Genomic DNA, 12,867 nt, shown 5'->3' with positions numbered 1-12,867 from the left:
GCCGCATGCGGCGCGCCCATCGGACGGCTCGCATCCTGTAGCATTAGCGCGCCCGCTTTCTCGATTCGACCGATGTCCGCCCACGATTCCCACGCTACGCTCGTCCGCACCGCCGCCGCCAAATCATGGCGCGCCCGGCTGGAACTCGGCTTCGAGCGACGCGACGCGCGCACGACCCTCGTGCACCGGCTGCACGACGGACCGCTGCGGGTCCAGCGCGCGCTCTATCCCGAAGGCGACGGCATCTGTCACGCGGTGATCGTGCATCCGCCCGGCGGCATGGCGGGCGGCGATCGCCTCGACATCCGCGTGCGCATCGGCGACGGCGCGCACGCGGTGCTCGCCACGCCCGGCGCGACCAAGTGGTACAAATCGAACGGGCTCGACGCGAAGCAGCGGATCGACATCGCGGTCGGCGCGCACGCGAAGCTCGACTGGTTGCCGCAAAACAACCTCTTCTTCGACGCCGCGCAGGCCTCGCTCGACTTCAGGCTGACGCTCGGCGAAGGCGCGAGCGTGCTCGGCTGGGATGCGTCGCAACTGGGCCGGCAGGCGGCAGGCGAAACCTGGTCGACCGGGCGGATCGCATCGCATTCGAAGATCGTCGGCGCCGACGGCCGCGCGCTCTGGGCCGAACGCGCGCACCTGTACGCGGACGATCCGCTGCGCAACGCGCTGCAGGGGCTCGGCGGCTTTCCGGTCTACGGCGCGCTGTGGGCGCTCGGCGCCGCCTGCACCGATACGCTCGCCGAAACCCTCGCGCCGCAGCTGCCGTTCGACGACACGCTGCGCGCCGGCGTCAGCTGCGTGACGCCCGGCGTGATCCTCATCCGCGCGCTCGCGCATTCGATGGAAGCCCTCCAGCAGCTGTTCGTCCTGCAGTGGCTGCACCTGCGTCCGATCGTGCACGGCGTCGACGCCCGGCCGCTGCGGCTCTGGCAAACCTGAAGCCTGCACCGTCCTGACGCATGCCTTTCATCGGCGCGCGTCATCGCGGTGCGCGCGGCACCACGATCGCGCGTTTTGCCTCGAAAGAACGCGTGGCATGCCCCTTGCTCAAAGGATTCAGCGCCGTCGCGCCACAGTCGAAAGCGCGGTGCTACGATAGCCGCGCATCGTCGGCCACGCAGCCGGCATCGACATATTACGTTTTCCAAAGCATTCATCTTTCATGAAGCTGACTCCCCGCGAGAAAGACAAACTCCTGATCTTCACCGCGGCGCTGCTCGCGGAACGCCGCCGGGCACGCGGCCTGAAGCTCAACTATCCGGAAGCGGTGGCGTTCATCACCGCCGCGCTGATGGAAGCGGCGCGCGATGGCAGGACGGTCGCGGAAGTCATGCACTACGGCACGACGCTGCTCGGCCGCGACGACGTGATGGACGGCGTGCCCGAGATGATTCCCGACATCCAGGTCGAAGCGACGTTCCCCGACGGCACCAAACTCGTCACCGTTCATCATCCGATTCCTTGAAGGCACGCCATGCTGCGCTTTCGCGACTCCGCCCGCCGCCGCTCCCGCGCCGACGCCTCCACCGGCCCGTTCGGACGGGAGGCCTCGTGATCCCGGGCGAAATCCTCACCGACGACGGCGAGCACGAACTGAACGCCGGCCGCAAGACGATCGTGCTGAGCGTCTCGAACACCGGCGATCGCCCCGTGCAGGTCGGCTCGCACTACCACTTCCATGAAGTCAACGACGCGCTGTCGTTCGATCGCGCACAGGCGCGCGGCTTCCGGCTGAATATCGCGGCAGGCACCGCGGTGCGCTTCGAGCCCGGCCAGTCGCGCACCGTCGAGCTTGTCGAACTGGCCGGCGCGCGCGTCGTGTACGGCTTTCAGGGCAAGGTGATGGGGCCGCTCTGAGCGACGCGCCGCACGCCGCCACGCCATCCACGGATTCGACCACACCATGACACTACGCTTGAGCCGCCGCGCGTACGCGGAAATGTTCGGCCCGACCACGGGCGACCGCATCCGCCTCGCGGACACCGAGCTGCTGATCGAGATCGAGCGCGACTGCACGATCTACGGCGAGGAAGTGAAGTTCGGCGGCGGCAAGGTGATCCGCGACGGCATGGGCCAGTCGCAGCGCAACGCGGCCGACGTCGCCGACACCGTGATCACCAACGCGGTGATCCTCGATCACTGGGGCATCGTGAAAGCGGACATCGCGCTCAAGCACGGACGCATCGCCGCGATCGGCAAGGCCGGCAACCCGGACATCCAGCCCGGCGTCACGATCGCGATCGGCGCGGCGACCGAGGTGATCGCCGGCGAAGGCATGATCGTCACGGCGGGCGGCATCGACACGCACATCCACTTCATCAGCCCGCAGCAGATCGACGAAGCGCTGGCGTCCGGCGTGACGACGATGCTGGGCGGCGGCACCGGCCCGGCGGCCGGCACCAACGCGACCACCTGCACGCCCGGTCCGTGGCACCTGGAGCGGATGCTGCAGGCGGCGGACGGCTGGCCGATCAACCTCGGCTTTCTCGGCAAGGGCAACACGAGCCTGCCGCAGCCGCTCACCGAGCAGATCGCCGCCGGCGCGATCGGCCTCAAGCTGCACGAGGACTGGGGCACGACGCCCGCCGCGATCGACAACTGCCTGTCGGTCGCGGACGACACCGATACCCAGGTCGCGATCCACACCGACACGCTCAACGAAGGCGGCTTCGTCGAATCGACGGTCGCCGCGTTCAAAGGGCGCACGATCCACACGTATCACACCGAAGGCGCCGGCGGCGGCCACGCGCCCGACATCCTCAAGGTGTGCGGCGAGCTGAACGTGCTGCCGTCGTCGACGAATCCGACCCGTCCGTACACGATCAACACGCTCGACGAACATCTCGACATGCTGATGGTGTGCCATCACCTCGACCCGTCGATCGCCGAGGATCTGGCGTTCGCCGAATCGCGGATCCGCCGCGAAACGATCGCCGCCGAGGACATCCTGCACGACCTGGGCGCGCTGTCGATGGTGTCGTCGGATTCGCAGGCGATGGGCCGGGTCGGCGAGGTCATCATCCGCGCGTGGCAAACCGCGCACAAGATGAAGGTGCAGCGCGGCGCGCTGCCGGGTGACGGCGCGCGCAACGACAATTTCCGGGCGAAGCGCTACGTCGCGAAGTACACGATCAATCCGGCGCTCGCGCACGGCATCGCGCACGAGGTCGGGTCGATCGAACCCGGCAAGTGGGCCGATCTCGTGCTGTGGGAACCCGCGTTCTTCGGCATCAAGCCCGCGATGATCCTGAAGGGCGGGATGATCGCGATGGCGCAGATGGGCGACCCGAACGCGTCGATCCCGACGCCGCAGCCGGTCCACTACCGCGAGATGTTCGCGACCCGCGGCGGCGCGCTCGCGCGGACTTCGCTGACCTTCGTGTCGCAACTGGCGGCGGACGCGGGCATCGCCGAGCGCTACGGGCTCGCGAAGCGCGTGGTGCCGGTGCGCGGCTGCCGCAGCGTGACCAAGGACGACATGATCCACAACGCGTGGCGGCCGTCGATCAGCGTCGATCCCGAGACCTACGACGTGGTCGCCGACGGCCAGCTGCTGACCTGCGAGCCCGCGACCGTGCTGCCGATGGCACAGCGCTACTTCCTGTTCTGACGCTTTCGACATTCCGACGACACCCGATCCATGCGCACCCTCGACAAACGCATCGCCCCCAACGTGAAGCTCGCCGCCTCGCTCGTCGCGCGCGCGCCGACGCTCACCCTCTCCTACGACGCGCGCTGCAGGAGCCGGCTCGCCGCGACGCTCGACGGCGGCGAAGAGATCGCGCTGGTGCTGCCGCGCGGCACGGTGCTGCGCGACGGCGACGTGCTGGTGGCCGACGACGGCGCGCTGGTGCGGATCGCGGCGGCGGCCGAAGCGGTGCTGCTGGTACGCGCGCCGGACCGGCTGACGCTCACGCGCGCCGCCTACCACCTCGGCAACCGGCACACGCCGGTCGAGGTCGGCGCCGATTATCTGAAGCTCGAGGACGATCCGGTGCTCGCCGACATGCTGACGCGCGTCGGCGCGACGGTCGAGCGCGTGGCGGCCACGTTCCAGCCGGAATCGGGCGCATACGGCGGCGGCCATCGTCACGGACACGATGCGACCTTCGCGGAAGACTACGCGCTCGCGCAGCAGGTGTTCGGCGAACATCATGGTCATTCGCACGGTCACGATCATGCTCACGACCACGACCACCCGCATGGTCCGTCCTGCTCGCACGCGCACGGCCATGGACACCGCTGAACTCGTCGCGCTGCTGCACCTCGCGTCGCCGGCGCTGCCGATCGGCGCGTTCAGCTATTCGCAGGGCCTGGAAGCCGCGCTCGACGCAAACCTGATCCGCGACGCCGACAGCGCGCGCGACTGGATCGCGAGCGGGCTCGCCGACGTGCTCGCGTCCGGCGAGCTGCCGTTTCTCGCGCATCAGCTCGCGCGCTGGCGGCACCACGACGCGGCCGCGCTCGCCGACGCCGACGAGGAATTCCTCGCCAGCCGCGAATCGGCCGAGTTGCGCCGCGAGACCGCTCAGATGGGCTGGTCGCTCGCGCAGCTGTGCACGTCGCTCGAATGGGGCGATGCGGCGCGGCGCGCGACGCTCGCGTCGTTGACGCCGGTCGCGCTGCCGACCGCGTTCGCCTTCGCCGCGGCCGCGCACGATGCGGGCGCCGAGGCGGCGCTGACCGCCTATGCATTCGGCTGGATCGAGAACCAGACGGCCGCCGCGCTGAAGGCCGTGCCGCTCGGGCAGTTGGCCGGACAAAAGATCCTGGTCGCGCTGCGCGCGCCGATCCGCGACGCGGTGCGCCGCGCGCTCGCGACCGCGCCCGCCGATCTCAACACGTTCGCGCCGCAGCTCGGCATCCTGTCGTCGCGGCACGAATCGCAATACTCGCGGCTGTTCCGCTCCTGATCTCATCCATCATGAATACACCTCCTTCGTCCGCCGCCCGCCGCACCCGGAAACTGCCGCCGCTACGCGTCGGCATCGGCGGCCCGGTCGGCTCCGGCAAGACCACCCTGCTCGAAATGCTCTGCAAGGCGATGCGCGACCGCTACGACCTCGTCGCGATCACCAACGACATCTACACGAAAGAAGATCAGCGGCTGCTGACCGTCGCGGGCGCGCTACCCGAGGAGCGGATCATGGGGGTCGAGACGGGCGGCTGTCCGCACACGGCGATCCGCGAGGACGCATCGATCAATCTCGAGGCGGTGGACCGGATGCTCGCGCGCTTTCCCGACGCGGACATCGTGTTCATCGAATCCGGCGGCGACAACCTGGCCGCCACCTTCAGTCCCGAGCTGTCGGACCTGACGATCTACGTGATCGACGTCGCGGGCGGCGAGAAGATTCCGCGCAAGGGCGGCCCCGGCATCACGAAATCGGACCTGCTGGTGATCAACAAGACGGATCTCGCGCCGATGGTCGGCGCGAATCTCGACGTGATGGCATCGGACACGCGCAAGATGCGCGGCGAACGTCCGTACGTGATGTGCAATCTGAAAGCGCTCGACGGCGTTGCCGACGTGATCGCGTTCATCGAGAAGAAGGGGCTGCTGACGGCCTGAGCGCCGGCCGGGCACGAAGCGCCGTGTCCGGCCGGCCACGCGGTATCAGTCGGTTTCGAACTCGCCGTCGCCGCGTGCCTGTGCACCGCGCTGTGGCAGCAGCGCGGCCAGCACGTCGACCGTGCGCGCCGTCGCGCCGCGATGCCGCGCGGCAAACGCGGCGGCCGCCGCGCCCATCGCCACGCGCCGCGCGCGGTCCTCGAACAGCGCGCCGAGCGCCTGCGCGAGCCCCGCCGGATCGGGCACCTGCACCGCCGCGCCGGCGGCCACCGCATCCGTCGTGGCCTGCGTGAAGTTGAACACGTGCGGCCCGATCAGCACCGGCACGCCGACCGCGCAAGCCTCGATCAGGTTTTGCCCGCCCAACGGCAACAGGCTGCCGCCGATGAACGCGACATCCGATGCCGCGTAATACGCGACCATCTCGCCCATCGAATCGCCGAGCAGCACCGACACGTCCCGCGGCAGCGCGGCGATCGTCTGTCCCGCCGCCGCCGCGGCGGCATCGGGCGCCCACACCGACCGGCGCACGCAGGTCATGCCGCCGCGCTCGACCAGCGCGGCCACCTCGGCGAAACGCTGCGGATGGCGCGGCACGAGGATCAGCAGCGCGCCCGGCGTCGCGAGCGCGGCGAACGCCTCCAGCACCAGCGCCTCCTCGCCCTCGCGCGTGCTGGCCGCCACCCATACCGGCCGCGCGCCGATCGCGGCGCGCCACGCGCGGCCGCGTGCCGCCAATTCGGGCGGGGTCGCCATGTCGAATTTCAGATTGCCGAGCACCGCTACGTTGCGCGCGCCGAGCGACGCCAGCCGCTCCGCATCCGCCGGACTCTGTGCGAGCACGCGAGAAAAACCGCCGAACACCTCGCGCGCGGCCGCGCCGAATTTCGCGGCGCGCCGGAACGAACGCGCCGACATCCGCGCGTTGGTCAGCACCAGCGGCACGTCCGCGCGGCGGCACTCGTCGATCAGCGTCGGCCATACCTCGGTTTCCATCACGAGGCCGAGCGTCGGCCGCCATGCGCGCAGGAACCGGCGCACCAGGTGCGGCATGTCGTACGGCAGATAGCAACGCAGCACCCGGTCGCCGAAGATCTGTTCGCCCGTCGCGCGGCCGCCCGGCGTCATGTGCGTGAGCAGGATCTTCACGTCGGGCCGGGCGTGCATCAGCGCCTCGATCAGCGGCTGCGCCGCGCGCGTCTCGCCGACCGATACCGCATGCACCCACACCAGCGGCGCGAGATCGTCGGGGCCCCGCGCGGCGACAGCCGACGCGCTCCGGCGGCCGAAGCGCTCGCCGATATGCTCGCGGTAGCCGCGTTCCCTGCGCGAACGCAGCAGCAGGCGCAGCACGGCCAGCGGCGCGACGAGCCACCATAGTGCGCGATAGATCGCTCTCAGCATGAAACCGTCACCCCGGTGTAATTCGATCGATGCGCGTTCACACCAGCGCCCTGCCCTGCAGACGCTCGAGGATGCCGAGCGGCGCGTGATCCGGCCGCGCCATCGCGGCGACCGGCAGGAAGAAAGTCTGTTCCATCATGAACTGGCCGGACATCACCGCGTGCGAGGTCTGGTCGGAGAAGCAGATCCACACGCAGCCGGGCGGGAACGGCATCGTCTGCTGCGGGCTGTTGCGCTGGTAGTCGAGGTCGGCCTTCATGCCGTCGTGCAGATTCAGCATCAGGTGGTCGTACGCGCTGCGCCGCGACTTCGTCACGTGCAGCAGATCGAGCAGCCATGCGGAGCCCGGCCGTTGCGGCCTGATACGGGGCAGGAAGCGCTTCGCGACATCTTCGAACGGCTCGCCGACGCGCCACACGCGCGGCACGGCAGCCGGGTTCACGTTCGTGAAGACCCGCAGGATCCGTTCGCCGTAGTTCGGGCGCGACGGGAACGCATCAACGTGCAGCCGGCTGTCGTCCTTGCGCCACGAAGTCTGGCGCGTCTCGACCTGCATCAGCCGCAGGCTGGTGGGCGCGACGCGCAGCTTGCCGCGATACTCGGGGAATAGCCCGTCGACGAGCGTGCCCGCCTGCTGCTGGAAGCGCGCGACGAGCGCGCGCACCGCCGACTGGGTGACGCCGTCGCCGAGCACGCCCGCGAGCGCGCCGCCGTTCGGCGCCAGGCTGATGTTCTTGCGTTTCGGGTCGGCGAGCGCCGGATCGAGCAGCGCTTCCTCGCCGCCTTCGATCGGAAAGCGCAGGTGCGGGAAATACAGCACCTTGCCGGTTTCGACCGCGGCGAGCAGTTGCTCGCGCGGCACGGAGAGATTGAGTCCGCTCCAATCGGCGGACGTCACTTCGATGATCTGGGATTCGCTCATGATCGCCTGTGTGGATTACAGCAGGCCGAACGCCGCGAGCGCCGCCTTCACCTGGGAAAGCGACGGCGGCTGGCCGGCCGTGCCGAGATTGACGACGTTCGGCGACCAGTAGCCGCCGGTGCGCCAGGCAGTGGCGAAATTGTACAGTTCGACGCTCGGACGCTTCAGCGCCGCGGCGATGTGGACCAGACCCGTGTCAACCCCGACCGTGGCCGCCGCGCCGTCGATCAGGCCGACCACGGCCGGCAGCGGCAGCTTCGGCGGCACGATCGCGGCCGCGCCGAACTCCTTCGCGAGCCGTTCGCTGGTCGCCCGCTCGGCATCGTTGCCCCACGGCAGCACCAGCGACGCGCCGCGCCGCACGAGCGCCTGGCCCAGTTCGATCCACGCGGCGTCGGGCCACTGCTTGTCCGAGCGCGACGTCGCATGGACGAACACCACGTACGGCACCGGCAGATTCAGGTCCAGCGCGGACAGCGCGAGCGCCGCCCGGCGCGTGTCGAGGCCGAATTCGACCGGATCGGCCGGCGTGGGCGCCGGATCGCCGAGCGCCGCCGCAACCAGCTGGCGCGAGCGCTCGACCACGTGGGTGCGCGGCGGGATCGGCACGCGCCGGCTGTAGAAGAAGCGCACGGGCCATTCGTAGCCTGCGCCGTCGGTGCGGTTACCGAGCCCGACCAGCGGCCCCCGCGCCCAGCTCGCGACCCAGGCGGTCTTGATGAGGCCCTGGCAGTCGATCACCAGATCGTAGTGTTCGGCGGCCAGCCGGCGCCGGAACGCGCGGATTTCGCGCCAGGTAGCCGCCGAGCCGAGCCGCTTGCGCCAGCGCCGCAGCGAGAACGGCAGTACGTTGCGCACGCCGTCGACCAGACGCACCAGGTCGGCGAAGCTCTCCTCGACAAGCCAGTCGATTTGCGCATCGGGATGGCGCCGGCGAATATCGGCGATCACCGGCATGTTGTGCACGACGTCGCCCAGCGACGACACCCGCACGATCAGAATTTTTTGCACGCTGAAAAAAAGCCGGCTGACGGCCGGCACAGGCATAAAGGACGGATTTTATCGCGGCGCGGCCCCCGCACAGGCAAAAAGCGGCGGACGCTTGCGCGCCTCGCCGCTTTTTGCCGCCGGCTTGCGCCGGCGCAAGGGTCGCGAACGCCCCGCGCCGCCGCCCGGCCGGGCCGGATCAGACTGTCAGAATGGCAGCTTCGCGTCCGGCTTCGCCGCCGTCAGTTCGCGACGGAACGCGTCCTGGATCCGCGCGAGCGCCGCTTCGCTGGTGGCCTCGAAACGCAGCACGACGACGGGCGTCGTGTTCGACGAACGCGCGAGACCGAAACCGTCCGGATATTCGACGCGCAGCCCGTCGATCGTCACGACCTCGTCCGCGCCGTCGAACTTCGCGTTCGCGAGCAGCCGGTCGATCAGCTTCACGTTCTCGCCTTCCTCGAGCTTCAGCTGCAGTTCGGGCGTCGAGATCGAGTTCGGCAGGCCGTTCAGCAGTCGGCTAGGATCGGCGACGCGCGCGAGGATTTCGAGCAGGCGCGCGCCGGTGTACAGGCCGTCGTCGAAGCCGTACCAGCGATCCTTGAAGAACACGTGGCCGCTCATCTCGCCCGCCAGCGGCGCGCCGGTCTCGCGCAGCTTCGCCTTCACCAGCGAGTGGCCGGTCTTCCACATCAGCGGCTCGCCGCCCTTGTCGCGCACCCATTGCGCGAGATTGCGCGTGCACTTGACGTCGTAGATGATCTGCGCGCCCGGGTTGCGCGACAGCACTTCCTCGGCGAACAGCATCAGTTGGCGGTCCGGATAGATGATCTGGCCGTCCTTCGTGACGACGCCGAGGCGGTCGCCGTCGCCGTCGAACGCGAAGCCGATCTCCGCATCGGTTTCCTTCAGCGCGCGGATCACGTCCTGCAGGTTCTCGGGATGCGCCGGGTCCGGATGGTGGTTCGGGAAATTGCCGTCGATCTCGGTGAACAGCTCGACCACCTCGCAGCCGAGCGCCTTGAAAAGGCGCGGCGCGAGTTGCCCCGCGACACCGTTGCCCGTGTCGACGACGAGCTTGAGCGGCCGCGCGAGCTTGATATCGCCGACGATGCGCTCGATGTATTTGTCGGCGAGATCGTAGCGCTCGTAGCTCCCCTCGCCCTCGGCGAAGTCGCCCGCGACGATGCGGCGATAGAGCGCCTGGATCTGCTCGCCGTAGATCGCCGCGCCGCGCAGCACCATCTTGAAGCCGTTGTAGTCGGGCGGATTGTGGCTGCCCGTCACGACGATGCACGAATCGATCCGGCGCTCGCCGCCCGCGAGCGCGAGCGGCACGCTCGCGCCGAAATAACCGACCGGGGTCGGCACCATGCCGACGTCGACGACGTCGACGCCGGCCGAACGCAATCCGTCGGCCAGCGCGCCGACGAGGTCCGGGCCGGACAGGCGCCCGTCGCGGGCCACCACGACGGCGTCGCCGCCCTGGGCGCGCACTTCGCTGCCGAATGCGCGGCCGATCGAGCGCGCGGTGTCGGTGTCGAGCGTCTTGCCGATCACGCCGCGAATGTCGTATGCCTTGAAAATGGATTGGGAAATCATCGATTCACTCTCAGTGTCGTGCATGAAAAAAAGGCCGCCCGCCAGCCGCGCGCCGAACCTGCCGCCCCGGCGGATTGCCGGGGACGGGCGGCGCGGGCCATGCCAATGCCGGGAGCGAACCCGATCCAACTTATAATCGCCGGTTTCAGATACGCGGATCGCGCCCATTTTAATGCCTGGATGCTTCATTGCAGCAAAGTTGCGGGCGGAAGCGGCTCGCCCGGTCATCTTGCGTACATTTCCACCCCGATTCCCATGCTGAAGCTCTCGCTCACGCGGATCGCGAACCCGGACGTCGCGAAAGCCGTCGCGAACCTCGTCTGGCTGGGCCTCGAGCGGCTCACGCAGATCGGCGTCGCGATCGCGATCAGCGGCCTGCTCGCGCGCTACTTCGGCCCGGACGTGTTCGGCAAGTGGCAGTACGCGAACACGCTGCTGCTGGTGCTCGCGCCGCTCACCTGGGTGTGCGGCGCGGAAATCCTGGTGCCGACCATCGTCCAGCGCCCGGCCGCCCAGCTGGGCGCCGTGCTCGGCAGCGCGTTCGCGCTGCGCTTCGCCGTATCGGCCGCGGCGCTCGCGCTCACCTGGGGCGGCATCGCGGCGGGCATGCTCGATCCGCTCGTCGGCGCGATGCTCGCGGGGCTCGCCGTGACGATGGTACTGCGCGAACCGTTCGTCGGCGTGGTCAACGCGTGGCTGCAGAGCATGACCTACAGCAAGCCGCAGCTGCTGGCGAGCATGGCCGCCGCGCTCGCCAAGGCCGCGCTGGTCTGGCTGCTGGTGCGGGCCGCCGCCGGCCCGGCGCGCTTCGGCTGGCTGTGGGCGCTCGAAGCCGCCGCGATCGCCGCCGCGCTGCTGCTGTATTACCGCCACCGCCACGGCGGCACGCTCGGCTGGACCGTCGAGCGGCCGCTGTTCCGGCATTTCGCGACCGCCGGCACGGTGTTCTGGCTTGGCCTGATCTGCATGTACCTGTTCCTGAAACTCGACCGGCTGATGCTCGAACGCCACGTGTCGTTCGCCGAACTCGGCCGCTACGCGGCCGCGCAGCAGTTGAACGAGAACTGGATCACGCTCGCGCTGATGCTGGCCCAGACCATCGCGCCCGCGTTCATCTATCGGGTGCAGGACGTCGCCCGGCTGCGCCGCAACGTCTGGCGCCTGATCGGCATGACGGCCGCGCTGATGGTGGCCGGCGCGCTGGTGCTCGACCTGCTCGCCGGGCTCATCATCGGCAAGGTGTTCGGGCCGGGCTACGAGGCGTCGGTCAGCATCTTTCGCTGGGCAGTGTGGCTTTCCGTACCCGCCGGCATCGAAGCCATTGGTAATCTTATCGTTCTCAAATATCAGGCGAAATTCGTTTTGCTGACGAAATGGCTGCTCGCGCTCGCGATCGCCGCCGTCGTCAACCTGATCGCGATTCCACGACTCGGCCTGTACGGCGCACTGGTCGGTCTCGCGGCCGGCTATCTGGCCGCCGCTTCGGTCAATTTCTACTACATCCGCTTCAAGCTGCGCCCATGACGTCCTCCCCCATTTCCTCGCTCGACGACGTCGCCGTGCTGATGCCCGCGTACAACGGGCACGACGACGTGCTACGCACGCTCGCGTCGTTTCGCGAGGACGCACCGGTCCGCGTGCTGATCGTCGACGACGGCAGCACGCCGCCGATCGTCGCGCCGGACCTGCCGGGCCTCGCGGTCGACGTGCTGCGGATGCCGCACAACGTCGGCATCGAGCGCGCGCTCGCGGCCGGCATCGATGCGCTGGCCGCGCGCGGCTTCCGCTATGCGGCCCGGATCGACGCGGGCGATCTCGCCGCGCCCGGCCGGCTCGCGAAGCAGCGCGCGTACCTCGACGCGCACCCGCGGGTCGCCGGGCTCGGCATGTGGACCCAGGTAGTGACGCGCGACGGCCGGCCGCTGTTCATGCTGACCCCGCCCGCCGATCCCGCGACGCTGCGGCGCACGCGGTTCTTCCGCTCGCCGTTCGTGCATCCCTCGATGATGCTGCGGATCGACGCGGTTCGGGCGGCCGGCAACTACCGCGCCCGATACCGCGCGGCCGAGGATCTCGATCTTTTTTTGCGCTTAATGGAACGCTACGATTGCGCGAATTTGCCCGAGCTGGGGCTGTACTACGAGCTGAACGAGGGCGGGATCAGCGCGACAAAGCGGCGCCGGCAGGTCGCGTCGACGCTGGCGCTGCTGCTGCGGCATTTCAATGCGCTCAACCCCTACGACTGGGCCGGTCTCGCCAAGAATTTGCTGCATTTCGTCACGCCGTACCGCACGCTGCAATGGCTGAAGCGCACCCTGTTCGCGTCGCGCAAACCAGCATGACGCGCCGCCGCCCGCTATTTATTTTCGAA

General features: G+C 69.2%; 13 protein-coding genes. 9 read left to right on the top strand and 4 right to left on the bottom strand.

Annotated elements, in window-relative coordinates:
* Window positions 1-72: 72 nt before the first annotated feature.
* The 7 genes from RZR99_RS03650 (at window position 73) to ureG (ending at window position 5,581) form a co-directional block, all read left to right on the top strand.
* The gene (locus tag RZR99_RS03650; RefSeq protein ID WP_323118386.1) at window positions 73-948 is read left to right on the top strand and encodes an urease accessory protein UreD; all 876 of its coding nucleotides are present in this window, start codon (window positions 73-75) and stop codon (window positions 946-948) included.
* Window positions 949-1,171: 223 nt separating this feature from the next.
* Entirely contained in the window at window positions 1,172-1,474 is a 303-nt protein-coding gene (locus RZR99_RS03645) for an urease subunit gamma (RefSeq protein WP_323118385.1), read from the top strand.
* Window positions 1,475-1,560: 86 nt separating this feature from the next.
* A complete protein-coding gene (locus RZR99_RS03640) occupies window positions 1,561-1,866 on the top strand; it encodes an urease subunit beta (RefSeq protein WP_323118384.1) in 306 nt (101 codons plus the stop codon).
* Between the two features lie 46 nt (window positions 1,867-1,912).
* Window positions 1,913-3,619: an urease subunit alpha gene (gene ureC, locus RZR99_RS03635; protein WP_323118383.1), complete on the top strand. Its 1,707-nt coding sequence runs from the start codon at window positions 1,913-1,915 to the stop codon at window positions 3,617-3,619.
* Between the two features lie 30 nt (window positions 3,620-3,649).
* Entirely contained in the window at window positions 3,650-4,255 is a 606-nt protein-coding gene (ureE, locus tag RZR99_RS03630; protein WP_323118382.1) for an urease accessory protein UreE, read from the top strand.
* Window positions 4,242-4,922: an urease accessory protein UreF gene (locus RZR99_RS03625; RefSeq protein ID WP_323118381.1), complete on the top strand. Its 681-nt coding sequence runs from the start codon at window positions 4,242-4,244 to the stop codon at window positions 4,920-4,922. The genes ureE and RZR99_RS03625 overlap by 14 nt, the downstream gene beginning before the upstream one ends.
* Window positions 4,923-4,933: 11 nt before the next feature.
* The gene (ureG, locus tag RZR99_RS03620; protein WP_323118380.1) at window positions 4,934-5,581 is read left to right on the top strand and encodes an urease accessory protein UreG; all 648 of its coding nucleotides are present in this window, start codon (window positions 4,934-4,936) and stop codon (window positions 5,579-5,581) included.
* 45 nt (window positions 5,582-5,626) lie between these two features.
* Here ureG and waaA read toward each other — a convergent pair whose 3' ends face one another.
* The 4 genes from waaA to RZR99_RS03600 all read right to left on the bottom strand — a co-directional run bounded on the left by waaA (window position 5,627) and on the right by RZR99_RS03600 (window position 10,520).
* Entirely contained in the window at window positions 5,627-6,985 is a 1,359-nt protein-coding gene (waaA, locus tag RZR99_RS03615) for a lipid IV(A) 3-deoxy-D-manno-octulosonic acid transferase (protein WP_323118379.1), read from the bottom strand.
* 37 nt (window positions 6,986-7,022) lie between these two features.
* A complete protein-coding gene (locus tag RZR99_RS03610) occupies window positions 7,023-7,907 on the bottom strand; it encodes a Kdo hydroxylase family protein (RefSeq protein ID WP_323118378.1) in 885 nt (294 codons plus the stop codon).
* Between the two features lie 15 nt (window positions 7,908-7,922).
* A complete protein-coding gene (gene waaC / locus RZR99_RS03605) occupies window positions 7,923-8,918 on the bottom strand; it encodes a lipopolysaccharide heptosyltransferase I (protein ID WP_323118377.1) in 996 nt (331 codons plus the stop codon).
* A 183-nt stretch (window positions 8,919-9,101) separates the two neighbouring features.
* A complete protein-coding gene (locus RZR99_RS03600; protein ID WP_323118376.1) occupies window positions 9,102-10,520 on the bottom strand; it encodes a phosphomannomutase/phosphoglucomutase in 1,419 nt (472 codons plus the stop codon).
* Window positions 10,521-10,676: 156 nt separating this feature from the next.
* Here RZR99_RS03600 and RZR99_RS03595 point away from each other — a divergent pair, with 156 nt between their 5' ends.
* Window positions 10,677-12,020, top strand: coding sequence for a lipopolysaccharide biosynthesis protein (locus tag RZR99_RS03595; protein ID WP_323118375.1), 1,344 nt, complete (start codon window positions 10,677-10,679; stop codon window positions 12,018-12,020).
* Entirely contained in the window at window positions 12,017-12,838 is an 822-nt protein-coding gene (locus tag RZR99_RS03590; RefSeq protein ID WP_323118374.1) for a glycosyltransferase, read from the top strand. The genes RZR99_RS03595 and RZR99_RS03590 overlap by 4 nt, the downstream gene beginning before the upstream one ends.
* Window positions 12,839-12,867 lie beyond the last annotated feature (29 nt).

The organism is Burkholderia alba, from assembly GCF_034721475.1.
GTDB lineage: Bacteria > Pseudomonadota > Gammaproteobacteria > Burkholderiales > Burkholderiaceae > Burkholderia > Burkholderia alba.
This window is presented reverse-complemented; position numbering and strand designations above follow the sequence as displayed.

Bases quoted from the DNA above. Each gene is read 5' to 3' on its own strand.
- RZR99_RS03610 (WP_323118378.1), bottom strand. From the start codon at position 7,907: ATGAGCGAATCCCAGATCATCGAAGTGACGTCCGCCGATTGGAGCGGA.
- waaA (WP_323118379.1), bottom strand. From the start codon at position 6,985: ATGCTGAGAGCGATCTATCGCGCACTATGGTGGCTCGTCGCGCCGCTG.
- RZR99_RS03600 (WP_323118376.1), bottom strand. From the start codon at position 10,520: ATGCACGACACTGAGAGTGAATCGATGATTTCCCAATCCATTTTCAAG.
- ureG (WP_323118380.1), top strand. From the start codon at position 4,934: ATGAATACACCTCCTTCGTCCGCCGCCCGCCGCACCCGGAAACTGCCG.
- RZR99_RS03595 (WP_323118375.1), top strand. From the start codon at position 10,677: ATGCTTCATTGCAGCAAAGTTGCGGGCGGAAGCGGCTCGCCCGGTCAT.
- RZR99_RS03645 (WP_323118385.1), top strand. From the start codon at position 1,172: ATGAAGCTGACTCCCCGCGAGAAAGACAAACTCCTGATCTTCACCGCG.
- ureC (WP_323118383.1), top strand. From the start codon at position 1,913: ATGACACTACGCTTGAGCCGCCGCGCGTACGCGGAAATGTTCGGCCCG.
- RZR99_RS03650 (WP_323118386.1), top strand. From the start codon at position 73: ATGTCCGCCCACGATTCCCACGCTACGCTCGTCCGCACCGCCGCCGCC.
- ureE (WP_323118382.1), top strand. From the start codon at position 3,650: ATGCGCACCCTCGACAAACGCATCGCCCCCAACGTGAAGCTCGCCGCC.
- RZR99_RS03625 (WP_323118381.1), top strand. From the start codon at position 4,242: ATGGACACCGCTGAACTCGTCGCGCTGCTGCACCTCGCGTCGCCGGCG.
- RZR99_RS03590 (WP_323118374.1), top strand. From the start codon at position 12,017: ATGACGTCCTCCCCCATTTCCTCGCTCGACGACGTCGCCGTGCTGATG.